Source organism: Cellulomonas sp. JZ18, from assembly GCF_009720485.1.
GTDB lineage: Bacteria > Actinomycetota > Actinomycetes > Actinomycetales > Cellulomonadaceae > Cellulomonas.
In genome coordinates, this window is sequence record NZ_CP045245.1 from 757161 (window position 1) to 775409 (window position 18249).

Consider the following 18249-nt stretch of genomic DNA (forward strand, 5'->3'; position numbering starts at 1 on the left):
GATGCCGCACGCCACCGAGCTCGAGCAGCACGACGACCACCCGCACGACGACCACCCGCACCACCCGACTCGGGCACCGCTCGGCCGCCGCACCTTCCTCGCGCTCGGCGGCGTCGCCGCGGCGGCCGTCGCGGGCGCGAGCGGCGCCGCGGCGCACGACGGCCGCAGCTGGGGCCCGAGGCCGACGCCGCACCACGGCCGCCGGCGCCACCACGGGGGGCGCGGCGGTGCCCAGCGCGCCGCGGTCGGGTTCCTGCAGGCCGCGACGGACGCCTACCCGTCGGTCAACACCGGACCGCGGCTCGCGCAGAGCTACGCCGACGAGCTCGGCCTGTTCAGCACCGCGTTCGTCTACGACAACGCGCTGGCCATCGGCGCGCTGCTCGCCGACGGCCGCCGCTCGAGCGTCGCGACGGCCCGCGTCCTCGGCGACGGGCTCGTGTTCGCGCAGGAGAACGACCCCGACTTCGACGACGGCCGGCTGCGGCAGGGCTACAACGTCGGGCCGTACACGTTCTACGACGGCACGCCGCAGCCCGACGGCCTCGTGCGGGCCGACGGCCGGGCGAACGTCGGCTGGCAGTTCGGCTTCCTCGGGACCGCCGTCGGCGACATGGCGTGGCCGGGCATCGGCCTGCTGCACCTGTTCCGCGCCACGGGGGACCCGCGCTACCGGGACGCGGCCGTGCGGATCGGGCAGTGGATCACGACGAACACCTGGTCCACGCAGCCGCTCGGCGGGTTCTCGTTCGGCGTCGACGGCGCGAACCAGCCGGTGCCCAACGGGTCGACCGAGCACAACATCGACTGCGTCGCGTTCTTCGGCATGCTCCGCCGCGCCACCGGCGACCGCACGTGGGACGCCGCCGCGCAGCACGCGCACGCGTTCGTGCGGCGCATGTGGGAGCCGGCATCCGGCTGGTTCTGGACGGGCACGAACGACGGGGTCGAGATCAACCGCGACCCCGTGCCGCTGGACCCGCAGACGTGGAGCCGGCTCGCGCTGCAGGAGCGGCGCTACGACCGGGCGCTGGACTGGGCGGGCACCGGCCTCGCCGTCGTCGACGACGCGTCGGCGCCGACGTCGCAGCTGCCCGACGGAGAGCAGGTCTCGGGCGTCACGTTCAGCACCGCGTCGACGACGTCGACCGCGCAGTACAACGGCATCACCGTGCACCCGCAGGGCGTCTGGCTGGAGGGGACCGCCCAGCTCGCGACCTCGCTGCTCGACCGCGACGCGCGCGGCGACCGGCAGCGCGCCGAGCGCCTGCTCGACCAGGTGCGGCACGCGCAGGACGTGCTCGGCGGCGGGCAGCGCATCGGCGGGACCGAGGTGGACGGCGGCATCGTCGCGGCGTCGTCGTTGCTCGACACCGGCTTCGGGTTCGGGTACTTCCAGGTGCAGCACGTCGGCGCGACGTCGTGGTTCCTGTACGCGGCGACGCGCACGAACCCGATGCGGTGGGGCGGCGTCTGCTGAGCCTCCGGCCGCCGCCGTGGTCCCGTCGACCCTCGCCGGCGCGAACCCGGAGGTCCTCAGCACCCGAGCGCGCGGGTGCTGAGGACCTCCGAGGTTGCCGGGAGGTGGGTAGGCGGGGTCGGCGGTGACGCGTCGGGGCCCCCTGCGGTGGGCCCCGTGGGGATCGAACCCACAACCCGCGGATTAAAAGTCCGCTGCTCTGCCAGTTGAGCTAGAGGCCCGGGTGATGAGGGGATTCACTCGTGGAACCCGCGGGACAACACCGGTGTCGTCCGCGAGTGGCCGGGAGGGCGCCTGCAGGCGACGGGACCGACGGTACAGCCTGGTCACGACGATGCGGGATCGCGGCGAGCCTCCCGGGGAGGGTCGGTGCGTCGGCCTGTGGGATCAGTGGAACCCTCGGGACGACGACGATGTCCTTCGCCCCCGCAGACGACCCGTGCCTCGTGGCCACCGGTAGCGGCGGCGACGGTCTGGCGTGCGCCCAACCGTTTTGAGGGCGACGCCTGGATGTGGGGCTGGGTCGTCCCCGGCATCCTCATCACCGTGATCGTCGACACCTGGCTGGTGAGGGACCTGACGCGGAGCTCCCGATCCCTCACGTCGAGCGGGGAGCGGTAGGGATGCGGGCAGGCGTCGCAGGGACCTGCGCGCGTACGCGGGCACTGGCCTGTGCGGCTGTTCGCTCACGTCGGGAAGGGAAGACCGATCATGGTGTCCACCGGTGCCAGCGGGAACGCCCTCTGGGGCGTTCTCACGATCGTCGCCGCGCTCATCATCGTGATCGTCGCGAACGAGGTCCTCGACAGAAGGAGGCGGAAGTGGGCGCTCGACATGGCCGCGGGAGACTGCATGACGTTCCGTGAGGTCCGGTACGCCTCCACCGGCATCCGGGTGGCCGTCGTGCTGATCGGCGTGGCCGTGGCGGTGCACACGCTCATCAGCGCCTGGCCGGGCACCACCTCGGACACCGAGCGTTTCCTGTTCGCGATCCTCTCGGCAGCCGTCGTCGGGCTGTGCTTGCTCGTCGCGCGGATGTCCTCGGTCACGGAGGTCACCGTCGCTGGTGTCGAGCTGAGGTTCCGACTCGGCATCACGATCTGGCGTCGGCACATCCCGCGGGACGACCTGTCCATCGACGGGGTCGAGCGGGTAGGGGTCGTGCGGGCCGGCGGGCTCGGTCTGCGCTACCTCGGTGGCGGACGCACCGTACTCACGGTGAGCCCCGGCCCTGGTGTCGTCCTGCGGACGCGTGGCGGCGAACGCACCTACGTCGTCGGGAGCGACCGGGCGGACGAGCTCGTCGACGCACTGTCACCACATCGCTGACCCGTGCGCCGGGTCGCGTCCGAGCTCCTCCTCGACCCCTTGCGCTCGCGCTGTGAGTGAACGTACATTCACTGTATGCCCCGCACGATCCTCTCCACCGCCGACCTCCGGCGCCCCGTCGTCGCCTCCGCCGGCGTCCGCGCCTTCGCGCGCGGCGGCTACCACGGGACGACGATCGCGGACGTCGCGCGTGAGGCCTCGATCTCGCCGGCCTACGTCATCAAGCTCTTCCCGACGAAGGATCGGCTCTTCGCCGCGGCGCTGGACGCGTGCTTCGACCAGGTCGTGGACGCGCTCGAGGCGGGTGCCGCGGCCGCCGCCGACCGCTCGCCCGAGGGTGTGCTCGACGCGATGGGCGGCGCGTACGCCGCGCTCATCGCGGACCGCACGCTGCTGCTCCTGCAGGTGCACGCGCAGTCCGTGGCCGAGCTCCCCGAGATCGGGGAGGCGTTCCGCCGCGGCCTCGAGCGCGTCGTCACGCTCGCGCGTGAGCGGTCGGGTGCGGACGACGCGGCGGTGCAGCGCTTCGTCGCCTACGGCCAGCTCTGCCACCTGCTGGTCGCCGGCGGCATGGTCGACCTAGCCGAGCCGTGGGCGCAGCTGCTCAACGCCGGCATCCGGCACCCGGACTGACCGCTCCCGTCCCGCCCGCCCGTCCCTCGACCGTCGCGCAAGTGAGTGAACGGTCAGTCACAGGAGTCGACATGTCGCAGACCCTGCAGTCCGCACCCCCGACGCGCGCCGCCCGCACCGCCCTGCTCTCCGCGGCGACCCTCACGATCATGGCGCCGGCGCTCCTCGCGCCGAGCCTGCCCGCGATGACCGACGACTTCGGCGGCACCGACGCCGCGGGCACCGCAGCACGGCTCGCCCTCACGGCGACGTCGCTGGCCATCGCGGTGACCGCGCCGCTCGCCGGCGTCGCCGCGGACCGCTGGGGCCGCCGCCGCGTCCTCGTGGCCGGGCTCGTCCTGTACGCGCTCGCGGGGACCGCCGGGTGGTTCGCGCCGACCCTGGCGGTCCTCACCGGCACCCGCGCGCTGCTCGGCGTCGCCGTCGGGGCGGTCACCACCGCGGTCGCGGCGACCGTCGCGGACTGGTTCACGGGCGAGCGCCGGCGGACGTTCGTCGGGCTGCAGCAGGCGGCGGCGAGCGTCGGCGGGATCGTCTTCCTGCCCCTCGCGGGCGTGCTCGCCGGCGTCGGCTGGCGGGCGCCGTTCTGGCTGCATCTCGCCGCGCTGCCCGTGGCGGCGGCGGTCCTGGCGACCGTGCGCACCGACGGGCGCGATGCGCCGGCCGCGACCAGCACGTCCCCGGCCGCGGCGGACGGCCCCGGCGGCACCCCCTGGCGCGCCCGCGCCGCCGGCCTCTACGCCCTCGTCCTCGTCGCGAGCGCCCTGTTCTACCTCGCGCCCACCCAGGTGCCGTTCCTGCTCGACGCGCGCGGCGCCGCGCCGGCCGTCGTGGGTCTGGCCGTGGCCGCGACGACCGTCACGAGCCTGCTCGGGGCGCTCGCGTTCCCCGCCGTGCGGCGCCGCGTCCCCGCCGCCGCGGTCACCGCGCTCGGCGTGGCGACCCTCGGTGCCGGGTGGCTCGTCGTCGGGTGGTCGACCGGGGTGGCGGACGTGCTCGCCGGGCTGCTCGTCGGCGGTGTGGGCGTCGGGCTCGTCGTGCCGAACCTCCAGGAGCGCCTCGCCGAGCTCGCGCCGCCCGCCGCGCGCGGGCGGGTGCTCGCCGGCCTCGTCAGCGGCATCTTCCTCGGCCAGTTCGTCTCCCCGCTCGCCGCCGCACCGGTCCTGGCCGTGACCGGCAGCGCCGGGGCCTTCGCCTGGGCCGGGGCCGGCGCTCTCGCCGCCGCAGCCGTCGGCGCCGCGACCGTCCTCACCCGCACCGCCCGTCCCTGACCCCCGTCACGAAGGAGCCACCCGTGGTCTTCACCACCGGCGTCACCGTCACCACCTACGCCGTCCTCGCCGGCGCCGCCGTCGGGCTCGTCGCCCTCGCGGTGCGTGCGCTGCCCCGCCGCTGACCGCGGCCCACCCCGGCCACCGACCCAGGACCCGCAGCACCACCACCACGAGAGGAACCGCACCATGATCGTCCACGGCAACCGCTTCACCATCCGCCCCGGCGTCCCGCCCGAGCAGCTCGAGGAGGCCCTCGAGAGCCTGCGCAACCAGGGCCGCACCATCCCGGCCGTCCGCTCGTTCGTCGTCGGCCGCGACCACGGCGGCGAGTTCGAGTGGGGCGCGACGTTCGTCCTCGACGACCTCGACGGCTACTGGGAGTACCTGACGCACCCGGCGCACCGGAACACCGACCGCGTCGGCCTGCCGATCGTCGACCGGTTCGACTCGTTCGACATCACCGACGACGACGACCCGCAGATCGCGGAGAAGATCGCGGCCCTGCACCAGCGCCGCTACGACGCCGACCCCGAGCTCACGCGGCTCGTGTCGGACCTCGGCGAGTACAACGGCAGCGCCGCGCCCGGCCCGCACGGGAAGGCCTGAGCCGTGCGCGACCACGCCGCGGGGCTCGTCACCCGGTGGGCCGCCGTCTGGAACGGCGATCTGTCCCTCACCCCGGCCACCGTGCACGAGGACTTCGTCTCGCACGCGGCGCCGCTGCTCGGCGGGCCGCCCGCCGACGCGGTCGGGCGGGACCACCTCGACGCCTGGGTCGCGGGCATCCGCGCCGCGATCCCCGACCTGCTGTTCACCGTGCAGGTGGGGCCGGTGGTCGACGACCCGTACGTCACGGTGCGCTGGCTGGCGCGCGGCACGTACGCCGGCGGGATCCCGGGTTCCGCCCCGGAGGCGGTCGGTCGGGTCGTGTCGTTCTCCGGGACCGACACCCTGCGGGTGCGGGACGGCCGCATCGCGGAGTACTGGGCGAACGCCGACAGCCTGTGGGCAGCCCAGCAGCTCGGCCTGGTGCCGGCCGCCGCCGCGGTCTGACCCCGCCCGCCGCACTCCCACCTCACCAGGGGCGGCCCCACCCGCGGGGTGCCGGCCGCCCCTGGTACCGGCCGCACACCGGCCCCGATCCACCCCACCCGCAGCGCCCCGGCGCTGCCCGACGACCGGAGGTCCGTCATGGCACGTCCCACGCAGCTCGACGCGGTGGTGGTCGGCAGCGGCTTCGGCGGCGCGGTCGCGGCCGCACGGCTCGCCCAGGCCGGGCTCGCCGTCGCCGTCGTGGAGCGCGGCCGCCGCTGGCGGCCCGGTGAGTTCCCGCGCGACGACACGCGGCTCGACCGCGGCTGGCTCTGGGCGCAGGGCCGCGGCCTGTACGACGTCCGCTGGCTCGACCGGATGATCGGCGTCCAGGCCGCCGGCTGGGGCGGCGGGTCGCTGGTGTACGCGAACGTGTTCGCGCGGCCGCCGCACGAGGTCTTCGACACCTGGCCCGAGGGGTTCGACCGCCCGTCGCTGGACCCGTACTACGACCTCGTCGCGCACGTGCTGCGCGTGCGGCCGGTCGGCGTCGACCCGCTCACCGGCGGCGTCCCACCGCGGACCGCGGCGATGGAGGACGCGGCCGCGCGGATGCACCGGCCGACGGGCACGCTGCGCCCGCTGCTCGCCGTGACGTTCGCGGACGACGACGCGCCCCGCGCCGGCACCTGCACGTTCGTCGGCGAGTGCATGTTCGGCTGCAACGAGGGCGCGAAGAACAGCCTGGACCGCACGTACCTCGCGATCGCCGAGCGGCACGGCGCGGTCGCGCACACGTCGTGCGAGGTGGACCGCCTCGAGCCCGTCGACGGCGGGTACCGGGTGCACCTGACCGACCACGAGGCGGGGGAGCGGCGCGTGCTGGAGGCGCGGACCGTGTTCCTCGCCGCCGGTGCCGTCGGCACGACCGAGCTGCTGCTGCGCAGCCGCGACCAGCACCGCACCCTGCCCGCGCTCTCGCCGACGCTCGGGCACGGCTTCTCCGGCAACGGCGACTTCCTGGCGTTCGTCTCCCGCCCGGTCACCGAGCTGCAGCCGGGCCGCGGCCCGACCATCACGACGACGACGGTCGTCGACTGCCACATCGGTGACGAGAAGGTGTGGTTCCAGGTGCAGGACGGCGCCTACCCGGCGCAGCTCGCCGGGCTGCTGCGGTCGGCGGCGCGCGTGCCGGCGGGTGCGACCGCGGTGCGCCGCCGCCTGGCGGCCCGCCCCCGGCGACGCCCGCCCCGTCACCGCGACGAGACGATGGCCCTGCTGCTCATGGGCCGGGACAGCTCCGACGGCGTCCTCACCCTCGACCACCACGGCGAGGCGCGCGTCGACTGGCGCAACCGCCGCAACAGGGCCCTGTACCGGGCGGAGATGCGCGCGGCGCGGCAGACGGCGCGCCGGCTCGGCGGCCGGGTGCGGCACCTGCCGTCCTGGACGTTCCTGCGCACGGGCGTCACCGTGCACAACCTCGGCGGCGTCCCGATGGGGGCCGACCGCACGACCGGCGTCGTCGACCACCGCGGGCAGGTGCACGGGTACCCGGGCCTGTACGTCGTCGACGGCGCCGGCATCCCGGCCTCGACGGGCGTCAACCCGTCGGCGACGATCGCGGCCGTCGCCGAGCGGCACGTCGAGGCCGCCGTCCGCGACCTGACCGGGGACCCGACGTGGACGGCGCCGGAGCGCGTGCTCGTCCGTCCCGCACCCGTGCCCGAGGACGCCGCGGTGCGCGCGGTCCAGGAGTGGCGGCGCGTGCACGGCCACGGCTACGACCCGTCGCCGCACCCCGTGCACTTCCGCGAGACGATGACCGGCACCGCCACCCTCACCGACGCGGGCGGCCGCGCGACGACCCGTCCGCTGCGCCTCGACCTCGCCGTCGAGGTGCCGGACACCGCGACCGCGCCCGGGCGCCCGGCGCCGCACGCCGACGTGTCCGGGGTGGCCGTCCTCGGCGCGACCCGCGTGCAGGTGACGGGCACCCTCGAGCTCTTCCCCGCGGACGCCGGCACGTACATGCGCTACCGCCTCGCCTACGACGACGGCGCGGGCTGCCGCGGCACGCTCGTCGGCAGCAAGACCCGCACCGACGGTCGCGTCCCGCACCCGCAGGACCTCGTGACGCTCCCCGTGACGATCACCCACCACCGCGCCGGCGAGGTGCAGCACGGCGGCGGGACCGTCCGCATCGAGCCCGCCGCGCTGGTCCGCCTGGTCGCCTCCCTGCGGGCCGGCGGCCCGGACCGGCGCGCGGCCGCCGGGACGGTCGCCCGCTTCGGCGGCTGGTTCGCCCGGTCGGCGTGGCGGCGGGCGGTGGCGGCGGCGTGACGGAGGGCGAGCGGCTCGGGGGCGTCGCCGGTGACGCGCTCCTGGGACGTTCGCGTGGCCGGTCCGTGGCAGTGCATCGGCATCGTGGGCCGGCGGTACGCGCCGTGGCGTCGGCGCTCCACCCGCCGGGTCTCGCGCAGCGACAGGAGCTGGAGCCCGCGGCGCAGCGGGTGTCGTCGATCGAGACAGCGGGTCCTTCTCCTCGCTGCAGCGGCCGTCGGCAGCACCGGCGCCCTGCTGCGCCTGCTCGACGCCTCGCCACAGGCGCGAACAGGTGCCCTCGTGCCCAAGGGGCGGGTTCCTGATCCGCCGCCCCGCCCGCTCACCGTCGCGTGCTGACGGTTCACGAGGGTCATGTCTCCTGGATGTGCGGCGGGCCGGGCGAGGTCCCCGGCGGCTACAGGTGGACGTCGGGCTCGCGGTGGCGCCGGCTGGCGAACTGGCCGCCTGCGGGTGTCCCCGCCGTGCGAGCCTGTCCCCAGTTGGCGGGTGCGCCGCCGGTGGGCCGTGCTGGTGCACTGCGTGCACGCAGCGCCAGACGCAGCCGCTCGAGCCCGTCGTCGGCGCCGGCGACCGCGGCCCACGGGCGCGGGTCCTCGGCCATGACGGCCAGCATCCGCTGCAGGTAGCGCCGGTCGCGGGTGGTGGCGGCGTGCACGGCGTCGTCGGGGCGCAGGAGGGTCGTCAGGACCGCGAAGTCGGTGACGTGGCGGTCGCGGCGGACGTCCAGGGAGACCGTGTGGGCGGCGGCCTTCGCGACGAGGGCGCCGAGCAGGTTCGGACGCCGCACGACCCCGTCGCGCCCGGCGACGACGACACCGACGTCCTCGGTGCGGTTCAGGGCCTGCTGGGCGCCTGGCGTCTCCAGCGTGGTCCCGCCGCCGGCCCCCTTGGCTTGGCGGCGCGTTCGCCGAGGTGGCGGGGTATCAGCACGTCGACGACCGCGTGGTCCTCACGGGTCCACCGGTGCTGGTGGCCGTTCCACGTCTGGCCAACGGGAGTGAAACCGAGCTCGCGCAGCGTCGTGGTGATCTGCAGGTGGGCATACGGCTCGGCACGCACGTCGAGCACCGTGTCGGCGTCGTCGGTGGGGCGTGCGGGAGAGGCTCCGCGCTCGGCACAGTGCAGATGCACCATCTGCCCGCCGACGAGGGTCCAGCCGGTCGGGCGGCGCTCGTGCAGGTCGAGCAGAGCGTGCCAGGAGCGCTCCTGAGGGCCGGTCATCACCGGCATGCTGACGCTCACCGGTTCTCCGCGGTCAGTGCGGCGATGAGTTCGCGGGCGCGACCCAGCTCGCGAGGGCCGTCGTGGTCGGCGAGGTCGGCTGCGACCAGCAGCAGTGGCACGGGCCGTTCGGGCAGCAGAGGTGCGGCGTGCAGCCACACGTTGGCCCGGGACCGGTCTGCGGGAACGAGCAGGTGGTCTGCGCGCACGTCCTCGAAGGCGTCGGCGTGTACGTACGCCTCCACCTGGTGTCCGGCGGACATCCCGGAGCGGGGGTCGCTGATGCCGGACGGGACCAGTCGCGGATCGTCCTGGAGTTGCCGAGGGTCCGGGGCGGCGAGCTGGTGGCGGTCGGCGCGTGAGGCGAGCCAGGACCGCAGGAGCAGCTCGGGACGGGCGTCGTGGGCGAGGGTGTTTCGGCGGACGCGTAGCCGGTACGCCTCCTCGTTGCTCAGCCAGGGGGCACGGCGGCCGGCGGACATCTCGGCCAGGGCCCAGGCGATGCGAGGGCTCATGGGGCGGCCCCGGCGGGGTGCGGACGGGAGGGACGCGACGTCGATGAGCCAGCGACCGCCGACCTGGCGGGCGGCGATGCTGCCGTCGGCGATGACCTGGCGGACACGCCCGGGGGAGACCCCGAGCATGCGCGCGGCTTCGGGAACACCCACCTCCGGCATGTGCACAAGCCTATTGCTGGGGTAAGGGTTGTGTACATGCCGGTGCCGAGGAAATGGTGTGACGGTCCCGCGCACGAGGCCGCCCACTCGGCGCTCCGGTCGGTCAGCGGATGCGCGAGTACGTCGGACGCCAGTAGTACGGCTCGACCGGCTCCGCCGCGGTGGCCGGGCGCACGTAGCGCAGGACGCGTGCCTCCGTCACGGGGCCTCGGAGAATCACAAGATTCCGCGCCAGGAGCCGGCTGATCACGCGATCGGACGTTCCCGGGGTGGGTTGTCCACGAAGATCCACCACGCCGTGCACGGCAAAGGCAGACCGCTGGCGGTCCTGGTCGGCCCGGGTCACGGCGGGGACGCACCCATGTGCCTGCCCGTCCTGGACGCCATCCGCGTCCCTCGCCTGGGACCGGGTCGATCACGGACCCGACCCGACGCCTTGCTGGTGGTGGTCGGTGCTGCCCGGGCACAGCCGATGAGCGCCCTATGTCGAGCCTGGCTCTCGTCGCCCATCCGACCTACTCTGAGCCCAACCTCACCGGATCGCGCCACGTCACGGCGCAACACATGACTCGATCGCAGTCGCGCGGCATTCCAGCCCGTCCCCGCCCGCCCCGGGGTGCGTACGGTCCTCGGACAGAGGGCCTTCTCCACGCCTGGGAACAGATGGTGCGTCGCGCTGAGCGGCGACCCGCCGCGCACGTGACGGGCTGCCCGTTGTGTGATGGTGATGATGGTTTCGACGCCCGCGACCAACTCGAAGCGCTGATTCTCCGTGGCGGCAGAAGGGGTGACCGCCTCTCGGCGCGAGTGCACGTCCTGGACGAACGCTTCAGAGCAGCCACGACACCGTCGCCTTTCGGGGAGGGCCCTGGTTGGTGGCGCCGCCGCAATCTCGACTAGGGAGACACGCCCTAGCCCAGGAGGGCGAGCACCTCGCCCGCCGTCATGCCCGCCCGCAGGGGCGCGAGCTCGGGGGACCACTCGGCCAGGACCACCGACCCGTCCGACGGGAACCGCGGGACGTGGGTGACGGTGGCGACGACGTCCGCTGCCAGCTCGACGTCCGGGGACTCCACGTCCAGAGACCGTCCGCCGGCGTACACACCGACGACGACCATCCGGGGGTACGCGGCTGCGTCGGGCACCTGGAAGCTCCCCGTGCTGACCTCGGTCAGCCGTCCCACGGCGGGCACGAACGGCGTGTCCGGCCACCGGTCGCGCAGGGCGGCGGCCAGGTCGTCGAGGTCGAACGTGAAGGCGCCGTCCTGCACGCCGATCACGGACTCGGGCACGGGGGCCTCCTCTCTCCGCGTCCCCGCGGTCAGGACCTCAAGGCGTCCGCGACGTCGAGGCGGGTGGCGGACACGGCGGGGGCCGCCGCGCCGGCGAGGCTCGTGACGACCGCCGCAGCGGTCCCGTTCAGCACCGCGGGCCAGGGCAGGGTCACGGGATCGGCGACGAACGTGTGCGGCGTCAACGCGGGAGCCACCACGTGCACCCCGAGCACCGCGAGCGCGACGGCCCCGCACGACACGATCAGGGCCACCACGAGGTTGGCCCCGAGCACCTGGACGAAGACGTCGAGCCGGCGGGCCCCGACCGCGCGACGCACGACGAGCTCACGCGCGCGGTCCGACAAGGACGCGAGCCCGATGTTGAGGATGCCGATGCCCGCGACGACGAGGGCGACCACGGCGCAGGCGACGAAGGCGCTCTGGACGACGCGTGCGGACGCCCGCGCCTCCTCGACGGTGTCGACCCGCCGCACGTCGCGGTCGACGAGGTCGATCCCCGCGACCTCGGCGGCCTCACGCAGGACCGGGGCCGCAGCGCCGAAGGACTCGACGCCGGCCCGCAGGTACGTGGTCGCCGACCCGGCCGGCAGTGACGCGGGCCAGACCTCGGCTGCCTCGACCAACGTCCCGTACACCGTCGGCTCGGACAGCCCGTCGGCCACGACTCCCACGACCGCCGCGGCCGCCGTGCCGTCCTGAGGGGTCCCCAGGGTGAGCGTCGCCGGTACCCGCGTGACCTCGAGTCGTCGTGCCGCGGCCTCGTTCAGCACGACGCCCGGCGCACCGCTGGTCCCCGCGCGTGGCCAGCTCCCGGTGACGAGCGGGCGGCGGTAGACGTCGTCGACCGCGCCCACGACCCACCGGGCGGACAGGTCCTGCTGGACCCGCCCTCCTGCTCCTGGCTCGGCGCTCGCGGGCGCGCCCCGGACGGCTGTCTCCACGATGAGCCCGACGGCGGCGTCCTGGGGTCCGATCCGGGCCTGGACGCCCTCCACCCACCGGTGGGCGGCGGCCACGTCCTGCGGACCGATCGTCGTCGACAGCGCGTACGTCGCCTCGCGTCCCCGCAGCTGCTCGTGCGCCGCGACGACGTACCCGGTCGACAGCTGGTCCGCTGCGGAGACTCCGACGACGGCGAGCACGCCGACGAGCATGCTGAGCGCGGTCAGCACCGTCCGCAGCGGTCGGGCGCGCAGGTCGTGCACGCACGAGCGCAGCACGCGGCTCATGCGGGTACCGGCCGGTGCAGCGCCCCGTCGCGCAGCTCGGCGCGCTCGTCGAGAGCGCACGCGACGGTGTCGTCGTGGGTGACCACGACTGCGGCCGCGTGCGACTGCCGGCAGGCGGCGAGCAGGTGGGCCATGACGTCCTCACCCGTCGACGTGTCCAGCGCGCCGGTGGGCTCGTCGGCCAGGACGAGCTGCGGCCCGCGCACGAGGGCGCGCGCGACGGCCACACGCTGCTGCTCCCCTCCGGACAGCTGGCGCGGCCGTCGCCGCTCGAACCCCGCGAGGCCGACGGCCTCCAGCTGCGCCGAGGCCGCGCGGCGGGCGTCGCGCCGGCGCACGTGCGCGCCGTACTCGACGGGGAGCAGCACGTTGTCCAGGACGGACAGGTGGGCGACCAGTGAGCAGTCCTGGAAGACGAAGCCGATCCGGGCGTTGCGCAGCCGCGCCGCCCGGGCGTCGGGGACGGCGGTGACCTCCTCGCCCATGAGCCACAGGCGCCCGGCCGACGGCCTGCGCAGCAGACCGAGGGTCGCCAGGAGGGTCGTCTTGCCGCACCCCGATCGTCCGACGACGGCGAGGCTGCGGCCGCGCGCGAGGTCGAGGTCGAGGCCCGTCCCCAGGGTCAGGACCTCACCCGAGCGCAGCGGGACGTGCACATCGAGGCCGCGCGCCCGCAGGACGGGGGCGGCGCCCTCGGTCACGAGGACCCCAGGCCGGGCGCGTAGGCCAGGACGACGTCCCCGTCGTCGAGGCCGGAACGCACCTCGACGAGGTGGCCGTCCGAGACGCCGAGCTCCACGGTGACACGGCTGTGCCCGGTGCCCTCGACACGAGTGACGACGCCCTGGCCGGTCACACCCGTGACGGCCTCGACGGGCAGCGTCAGGACGTCCTCGGCCCGCGCGGTCTCCAGCCCGACCTTCGCCTCGAGTCCGGCCATCACCTGCGCGTCGGAAGGCAGGAGGCAGACGAACCGCGCCCCTGCCTGGGCCTCGACGCCTGCGGCTGACCCGCCGGCCGGCGCCGGCAGGACGTCGCACGGGAGCCCGCCGGGCCCGCCGGTCACGGTCGTCGTGCCCTGCACGGGCACGCTGTACAGGCGGTAGGCGTGCTCGGCCGGGACGCTCACGTCGATGCCGAACCCGGTGTAGCGCAGGTCCGCGACGGGCAGGTCGGCAGGGACGGTCACCCCGTCCGGGACGTGCCACCCGGTGACGACGCCGGCAGCCGGTGCGACGACCGGCGCCGCGCCGACGCTGCCGAGCACCTGCCCCGCTGCGACGCCCTGCCCCTCCTCGACCTGGATGTCGAGGGGCCCGGCGCCGCCGGCGCGGACCGTCACGTCGGGCTGGGCGACCGTCGCGCCGTTCAGGACCAGCACCGAGGTGATGTCTCCGCGGGCGACGGTCGTCGTCGCCGGTGCGCCGGGGCGCACCTGTGGCTCGCTGGCCGTCGCGCCGTCCGCGCTGCCCGGGGTGCAGCCGGCGGACACGACGACGGCCGCTGCCGCTGCCGCTGCGGCCAGAGCGGGACGACGGCCGCGTCGTGCCTCGCTCACGGGTCGCGGTCCGAGCAGTTCGTCGACACGTCCCGCTGGACCCCGCTCGGGTCTCCCAACCGGGCGTCCTCGATGATGCCCCGGACGACGGGCTGGGCACTGTCCGGGTCGAAGTGCTGTGTGAACTCCGGGCGGTCGAGGATCGCCGCGTACATCGTCAGGGCGTGCCCGGCAGCCGCCGGGTCGCTCTCGCGCGCCTCGAGCCACGCCCTGCCCCAGGCGCAGTTCCACACCATCACCGCGTCCGTCGCCCCGACCCCGGCCTGGTACGACCAGCCGGCCTCGTCCTCGCGGCGTGGAGGTGGCGTGTACCCCTCGGGCCACTCGAGCTCCGCGACGACGGCGTCGTACTCGGCGACGACGGCGTCCTGCCCGAGCAGCTCGTCGCCCGCGGCGCCGCTGCCACCGTCAGGAGCTGCCGCGGAGGAGCAGGAGGCCAGGAGGACGCTCGCGCCCGTGGCCAGGACCAGGGCGACGGTCCGTCGTGCTCGTCCTCGCATGCAGAGCCCTCGCTCGTCCGTGAGCGCAGGACGACCCCCGTGTCGCCGCGCGTGCCGATATGGCACCGATGACGGTAGGTCACAGAGCACCGCGAAGGTGGGCGAACGGAGCGCCCGACGTGCGACGCGCGCCACACCACGCACCGTGTCACCCGGACGGCGGGTGCGCGGCCCACGGCGGTCGTCCTGCGTGTCTGACCTGCGACCTCGTTACCCGAACGGGACGTTCGCGTGACTGCGCCGTGCTGGTCGGGCGTCCGGGCCGGCCGCCACGCTTCAGGCCTCGACAAGCGGGAGGTCACCGGTGCGCGGTTCGTCATCCAGAGGTTCCCTGTTCCCCCGGACGCGGCGGGTCCCTGCAGGGACGCGGTCCCCGTCCCCCGACCGCGCGCTGGCGGCCGCGGTCGCCGTCGTCCTCACGGGCGGTCTGCTCGGCGCCTGCAGCGCCGCCGGCGCGGGCGACGCGGGGTACGGCCAGGAGCTGGCCTTCGACGGTGCCGGCGCCGAGGAGTGGCGCGACGTGCCGGTGGAGTCGCTCGAGGAGTACGACCAGTCCCCGGAGCAGCCGTTCCAGGACGTGACGACCAGCCCGCTGTCGACGTTCGCCTCCGACGTCGACACCGCGTCCTACAGCAACCTGCGCCGCCAGCTCCGCCAGGGCGTCGCACCCGAGGGCGTGCGCATCGAGGAGCTCGTCAACTACTTCGACTACGACTACGCGGCGCCGGAGCCGGGGGCGGCGGACCCGTTCACCGTGACGACCCAGGTGGCCGACGCGCCCTGGGCCCCCGACCACCAGCTCGCGATGATCGGCGTGCAGGCCACGGAGGCGGTGCCCACGAGCCGCGGCAACAACGTCGTCTTCCTGCTCGACGTGTCGGGGTCCATGGACGAGCCGAACAAGCTGCCGCTGCTCGCCGAGTCGTTCGCGCTGCTGGTGGAGGGCCTCGACGAGGACGACACCGTCTCGATCGTCACCTACGCCGGCAGCGACCAGGTCCTCGCCGACTCCGTGCCCGGCGACCGGCACGAGGAGCTGGTGGGGATCCTGCGCGACCTGCGGGCGGGCGGCTCGACCGGCGGTGCGGCCGGTCTGGAGACGGCGTACGAGCTCGCGACGAGGAACTTCGTCGAGGGCGGGAACAACCGGGTCGTCCTGGCGACCGACGGCGACTTCAACGTGGGCCCCTCGTCCCCGGAGCAGCTGACGGAGCTCATCGAGGAGCACGCCCGCTCGGGCGTGTACATCTCGGTGCTCGGCTTCGGGATGGGCAACCTCAAGGACAGCACGATGGAGGCGATCGCCGACCACGGCAACGGCAACTACGCGTACATCGACACGATCGACGAGGCGCGCAAGGTGCTGGTGGACGAGTTCGACTCGACGATGTTCGTCGTCGCCCAGGACCTCAAGCTCCAGGTCGAGTTCAACCCCGCGACCGTCGCGCGCTACCGGCTCCTCGGCTACGACAACCGTCGCCTGGAGGACGAGGACTTCGACGACGACACCAAGGACGCCGGTGACGTCGGCGCCGGGCACTCGGTGACCGCGTTCTACGAGCTGGTCCCCGCGGCGGGCGAGCGGGGCGACGACGGCCTGCGGTACCAGGACGTCGACACGGGCGGCTCCGACGACTTCTTCACCGTGCACGTGCGCTACAAGCAGCCCGGCGCCGGCGAGAGCACCGAGGTCGTCGTCCCCGTGGAGGCCGACGCCTGGACCACCGACCCCGGCGCGGACTTCCGCTTCGCGTCCGCGGTCGTCGAGTTCGCGCTCGCGGCGACGGGCTCGGAGCACGCCGAGGGGCGGACCCCGCCCGGGCACGGCAGCGCGCCGGGTCGGCCCTCGGGAGGGACGACTACGGCCTGCGGGCGGAGTTCGTCGAGCTCGTGGACACGTACCTGGAGATCACGGGCTGACCGCCGGCGCGCGCTGCACGCGCCACGCACCGCAGGCGCGATCGGTCCACCACCGCCAGGATGACCAGCAACCATCCCCGAGCGAGAGGTGAGCAGCCCGTGGAGCACTGGACGATCGCGACCGTCGCCGAGCAGAGCCCCGACTTCCGGCGCGTGCTGTGGACGGGGAAGAACACGCAGCTCGTGATCATGACGATCCCGCCGGGCGGGGAGATCGGCGAGGAGGTCCACGAGGACATCGACCAGATCCTCACGTTCGTCTCCGGCACCGGGAAGGCGATCGTCTCCGGGCAGGAGAAGAACGTCGCGCAGGGCGACCTGGTCGTCGTCCCGGCCGGGAAGAAGCACAACTTCGTCAACACCGGCGAGAACCCGCTGATCCTCTACACGGTGTACGGGCCGCCGGAGCACGCGGACGGTGCGGTGCACCGCACCAAGGAGGAGGCGGACGAGGCGGAGGAGTCCGGGCAGGACGAGCCGCCGACCGAGTGAGCCGCACCTGACGCGCAGCGCGCCCCGTCCCGCACCGTCGTGCGGGACGGGGCGCGCTGTGTCGTGTCGGGCCGCTCGCCGTGCCGTCAGGAGCGCGGTGCGCCCGGCACCCAGAGGACGCCCTGCTCGTCGAGGAAGGTGCCGGTCCTCGTCAGGACGTGCCCCTTCTCGCTGAGGTCGACGACCGTCACCTCCTGCTCGGAGGGCTCCCCGAGGGGCGTCAGCGCACCGCGCCTCCAGACGAACGGCTGCGCGAGCTCGACCCCCTCCGCGGTCGTCGACCCCAGCTGCCCCGCGACCTGACCGCGCTCGTTGACGTCGCTCGCGAGGCTCCACCCGCTGGTCGTCAGCGGTGTCAGCACGCCGTCCTGCCACACGAAGGCGGTGCCGCGCTGGTTCGGCGCGGGCGCGCTGACGCCGACCACGAGGTCGTCGTCGTTGAGCGCGAGCGCCTGCGAGTGCGCCGTGCCGGGCAGCAGCCCGAGGCGCGTGATCCTGCCGTCCCGCCACAGCGCCGCCTCGCGGAACCAGCTCGTGCGGTGCACCGACCCGGCCACGTGACCCGGGTCGTTGAGGTCCACCGGGCGCAGCACCACCTCGCCGTCCCGCAGCTCGGTGAAGGTGCCGCCCGACCACAGGTACGCGAGGTCGCGGTCGTCGTCGTACTCGCCGAACCCGAGCACGGTGCCGCTGCGGTTGAGGTCGACGACCGACGCGCTCGTGCGGGCGCCGGGGAACGGCGGCGGCGTCAGGTCCGTCCGGGTGCCGGCGCGCCACACGAAGGGGTTCGCCGACCACGTCGCCGGCGTCTCGACGGTGCCGGCGACCTGGCCGCGCTCGTTCACCACGAACGCCGCGCCGGGCTGGGCCAGCACCGTCGTGCGGCCGCGGTGCCACACGAACGCGTCGAAGTCCTCGCCGGGTGCCGGCTGGACGTAGCCGACGACCTCACCGCGGTCCGAGATGTCGGTCGCGGTGCTGCTCTGCGCGTCGGGGGTGAGGTCGACCATCTCGCCGTCGTCCCACAGGAACGCGTGCCGCCGACCGTCCGCGGTCTCGGAGGTGCCGACCACCTGCCCCCGGTCGTTGACGGCCGTGGGCGTCGTGAGCGCGCCGCCGAGCGTGCCGAGCTCGACCGGTGTCCAGACGACGGGCCGGGGCGGTGCGGCCTCGACGGGCGCCGCGGCGAGCACGAGCGCCGCGGCGAGGACTCCCGCGCCGAGGGCAGGACGAAGTCGTGCGGTCATGTGGAACCCCCTGGAC

General features: G+C 74.7%; 18 protein-coding genes, 1 tRNA gene and 1 pseudogene. 10 read left to right on the forward strand and 10 right to left on the reverse strand.

Going from position 1 to position 18249, the window contains the following annotated elements:
• The first annotated feature begins 1 nt into the window (after position 1).
• Entirely contained in the window at positions 2–1480 is a 1479-nt protein-coding gene (locus GC089_RS03470; RefSeq protein ID WP_230685038.1) for a Tat pathway signal sequence domain protein, read from the forward strand.
• A gap of 148 nt (positions 1481–1628) precedes the next feature.
• Here GC089_RS03470 and GC089_RS03475 read toward each other — a convergent pair.
• A tRNA-Lys gene (locus GC089_RS03475) sits at positions 1629–1701 on the reverse strand.
• A gap of 490 nt (positions 1702–2191) precedes the next feature.
• On the opposite strand from GC089_RS03475, the gene GC089_RS03480 reads away from it, so the two are divergent.
• The 6 genes from GC089_RS03480 (at position 2192) to GC089_RS03505 (ending at position 8091) form a co-directional block, all read left to right on the forward strand.
• The gene (locus tag GC089_RS03480; protein WP_155376495.1) at positions 2192–2809 is read left to right on the forward strand and encodes a hypothetical protein; all 618 of its coding nucleotides are present in this window, start codon (positions 2192–2194) and stop codon (positions 2807–2809) included.
• 75 nt (positions 2810–2884) lie between these two features.
• Positions 2885–3442, forward strand: a complete 558-nt coding sequence (locus tag GC089_RS03485; protein ID WP_155376496.1) for a TetR/AcrR family transcriptional regulator — start codon at positions 2885–2887, stop codon at positions 3440–3442.
• A gap of 71 nt (positions 3443–3513) precedes the next feature.
• On the forward strand, positions 3514–4713 hold the full coding sequence (locus tag GC089_RS03490; RefSeq protein WP_155376497.1) for an MFS transporter: 1200 nt from the start codon (positions 3514–3516) through the stop codon (positions 4711–4713).
• A gap of 189 nt (positions 4714–4902) precedes the next feature.
• Entirely contained in the window at positions 4903–5322 is a 420-nt protein-coding gene (locus GC089_RS03495) for a Dabb family protein (RefSeq protein ID WP_155376498.1), read from the forward strand.
• Positions 5323–5325: 3 nt separating this feature from the next.
• The gene (locus GC089_RS03500; protein WP_155376499.1) at positions 5326–5769 is read left to right on the forward strand and encodes an ester cyclase; all 444 of its coding nucleotides are present in this window, start codon (positions 5326–5328) and stop codon (positions 5767–5769) included.
• Between the two features lie 138 nt (positions 5770–5907).
• Entirely contained in the window at positions 5908–8091 is a 2184-nt protein-coding gene (locus GC089_RS03505) for a GMC family oxidoreductase (RefSeq protein WP_155376500.1), read from the forward strand.
• 397 nt (positions 8092–8488) lie between these two features.
• On the opposite strand, the gene GC089_RS03510 is transcribed toward GC089_RS03505, so the two are convergent.
• Genes GC089_RS03510 through GC089_RS03520 form a run of 3 tightly spaced genes read right to left on the reverse strand, consistent with a single transcriptional unit; the run spans position 8489 to position 9992 of the window.
• Positions 8489–8881 carry a hypothetical protein gene (locus GC089_RS03510; protein ID WP_155376501.1) on the reverse strand — a complete coding sequence of 131 codons (393 nt, stop codon included), beginning with the start codon at positions 8879–8881 and terminating at the stop codon, positions 8489–8491.
• Between the two features lie 47 nt (positions 8882–8928).
• Positions 8929–9336 carry a hypothetical protein gene (locus tag GC089_RS03515; protein WP_155376502.1) on the reverse strand — a complete coding sequence of 136 codons (408 nt, stop codon included), beginning with the start codon at positions 9334–9336 and terminating at the stop codon, positions 8929–8931.
• Complete coding sequence (locus GC089_RS03520; RefSeq protein WP_155376503.1) at positions 9333–9992, reverse strand: helix-turn-helix domain-containing protein; 660 nt, start codon at positions 9990–9992, stop codon at positions 9333–9335. Before GC089_RS03520 ends, GC089_RS03515 begins: the two co-directional genes overlap by 4 nt.
• A gap of 202 nt (positions 9993–10194) precedes the next feature.
• Between GC089_RS03520 and GC089_RS19890 the strand changes: the two are divergent.
• Positions 10195–10434, forward strand: a pseudogene (locus GC089_RS19890) (IS5/IS1182 family transposase); the annotation flags it as partial.
• Positions 10435–10903: 469 nt separating this feature from the next.
• Here GC089_RS19890 and GC089_RS03525 read toward each other — a convergent pair.
• Genes GC089_RS03525 through GC089_RS03540 form a run of 5 tightly spaced genes read right to left on the reverse strand, consistent with a single transcriptional unit; the run spans position 10904 to position 14574 of the window.
• A complete protein-coding gene (locus GC089_RS03525; protein WP_155376504.1) occupies positions 10904–11284 on the reverse strand; it encodes a hypothetical protein in 381 nt (126 codons plus the stop codon).
• Positions 11285–11313: 29 nt separating this feature from the next.
• Positions 11314–12516 carry an ABC transporter permease gene (locus GC089_RS03530; RefSeq protein ID WP_155376505.1) on the reverse strand — a complete coding sequence of 401 codons (1203 nt, stop codon included), beginning with the start codon at positions 12514–12516 and terminating at the stop codon, positions 11314–11316.
• Positions 12513–13217, reverse strand: coding sequence for an ABC transporter ATP-binding protein (locus GC089_RS18340; RefSeq protein WP_196250805.1), 705 nt, complete (start codon positions 13215–13217; stop codon positions 12513–12515). The genes GC089_RS03530 and GC089_RS18340 overlap by 4 nt, the downstream gene beginning before the upstream one ends.
• Positions 13214–14074: an efflux RND transporter periplasmic adaptor subunit gene (locus GC089_RS18345; protein WP_196250806.1), complete on the reverse strand. Its 861-nt coding sequence runs from the start codon at positions 14072–14074 to the stop codon at positions 13214–13216. Before GC089_RS18345 ends, GC089_RS18340 begins: the two co-directional genes overlap by 4 nt.
• Positions 14071–14574 carry a hypothetical protein gene (locus GC089_RS03540; RefSeq protein ID WP_155376506.1) on the reverse strand — a complete coding sequence of 168 codons (504 nt, stop codon included), beginning with the start codon at positions 14572–14574 and terminating at the stop codon, positions 14071–14073. Before GC089_RS03540 ends, GC089_RS18345 begins: the two co-directional genes overlap by 4 nt.
• A gap of 304 nt (positions 14575–14878) precedes the next feature.
• Between GC089_RS03540 and GC089_RS03545 the strand changes: the two genes are divergently transcribed.
• Positions 14879–16558: a von Willebrand factor type A domain-containing protein gene (locus GC089_RS03545; protein ID WP_230685039.1), complete on the forward strand. Its 1680-nt coding sequence runs from the start codon at positions 14879–14881 to the stop codon at positions 16556–16558.
• 35 nt (positions 16559–16593) lie between these two features.
• Positions 16594–16986: a cupin domain-containing protein gene (locus tag GC089_RS03550; RefSeq protein WP_155376507.1), complete on the forward strand. Its 393-nt coding sequence runs from the start codon at positions 16594–16596 to the stop codon at positions 16984–16986.
• 86 nt (positions 16987–17072) lie between these two features.
• Here the strand turns inward: GC089_RS03550 and GC089_RS03555 are convergent, their stop codons facing one another.
• Positions 17073–18233, reverse strand: coding sequence for a hypothetical protein (locus tag GC089_RS03555; protein ID WP_155376508.1), 1161 nt, complete (start codon positions 18231–18233; stop codon positions 17073–17075).
• Between the last annotated feature and the right edge of the window lie 16 nt (positions 18234–18249).

Coding starts and splice junctions, on each gene's coding strand:
- GC089_RS03470 (WP_230685038.1), top strand. CDS start 2: ATGCCGCACGCCACCGAGCTCGAGCAGCACGACGACCACCCGCACGAC.
- GC089_RS03540 (WP_155376506.1), bottom strand. CDS start 14,574: ATGCGAGGACGAGCACGACGGACCGTCGCCCTGGTCCTGGCCACGGGC.
- GC089_RS03505 (WP_155376500.1), top strand. CDS start 5,908: ATGGCACGTCCCACGCAGCTCGACGCGGTGGTGGTCGGCAGCGGCTTC.
- GC089_RS03490 (WP_155376497.1), top strand. CDS start 3,514: ATGTCGCAGACCCTGCAGTCCGCACCCCCGACGCGCGCCGCCCGCACC.
- GC089_RS03480 (WP_155376495.1), top strand. CDS start 2,192: ATGGTGTCCACCGGTGCCAGCGGGAACGCCCTCTGGGGCGTTCTCACG.
- GC089_RS03555 (WP_155376508.1), bottom strand. CDS start 18,233: ATGACCGCACGACTTCGTCCTGCCCTCGGCGCGGGAGTCCTCGCCGCG.
- GC089_RS03495 (WP_155376498.1), top strand. CDS start 4,903: ATGATCGTCCACGGCAACCGCTTCACCATCCGCCCCGGCGTCCCGCCC.
- GC089_RS03485 (WP_155376496.1), top strand. CDS start 2,885: ATGCCCCGCACGATCCTCTCCACCGCCGACCTCCGGCGCCCCGTCGTC.
- GC089_RS03530 (WP_155376505.1), bottom strand. CDS start 12,516: ATGAGCCGCGTGCTGCGCTCGTGCGTGCACGACCTGCGCGCCCGACCG.
- GC089_RS03520 (WP_155376503.1), bottom strand. CDS start 9,992: ATGCCGGAGGTGGGTGTTCCCGAAGCCGCGCGCATGCTCGGGGTCTCC.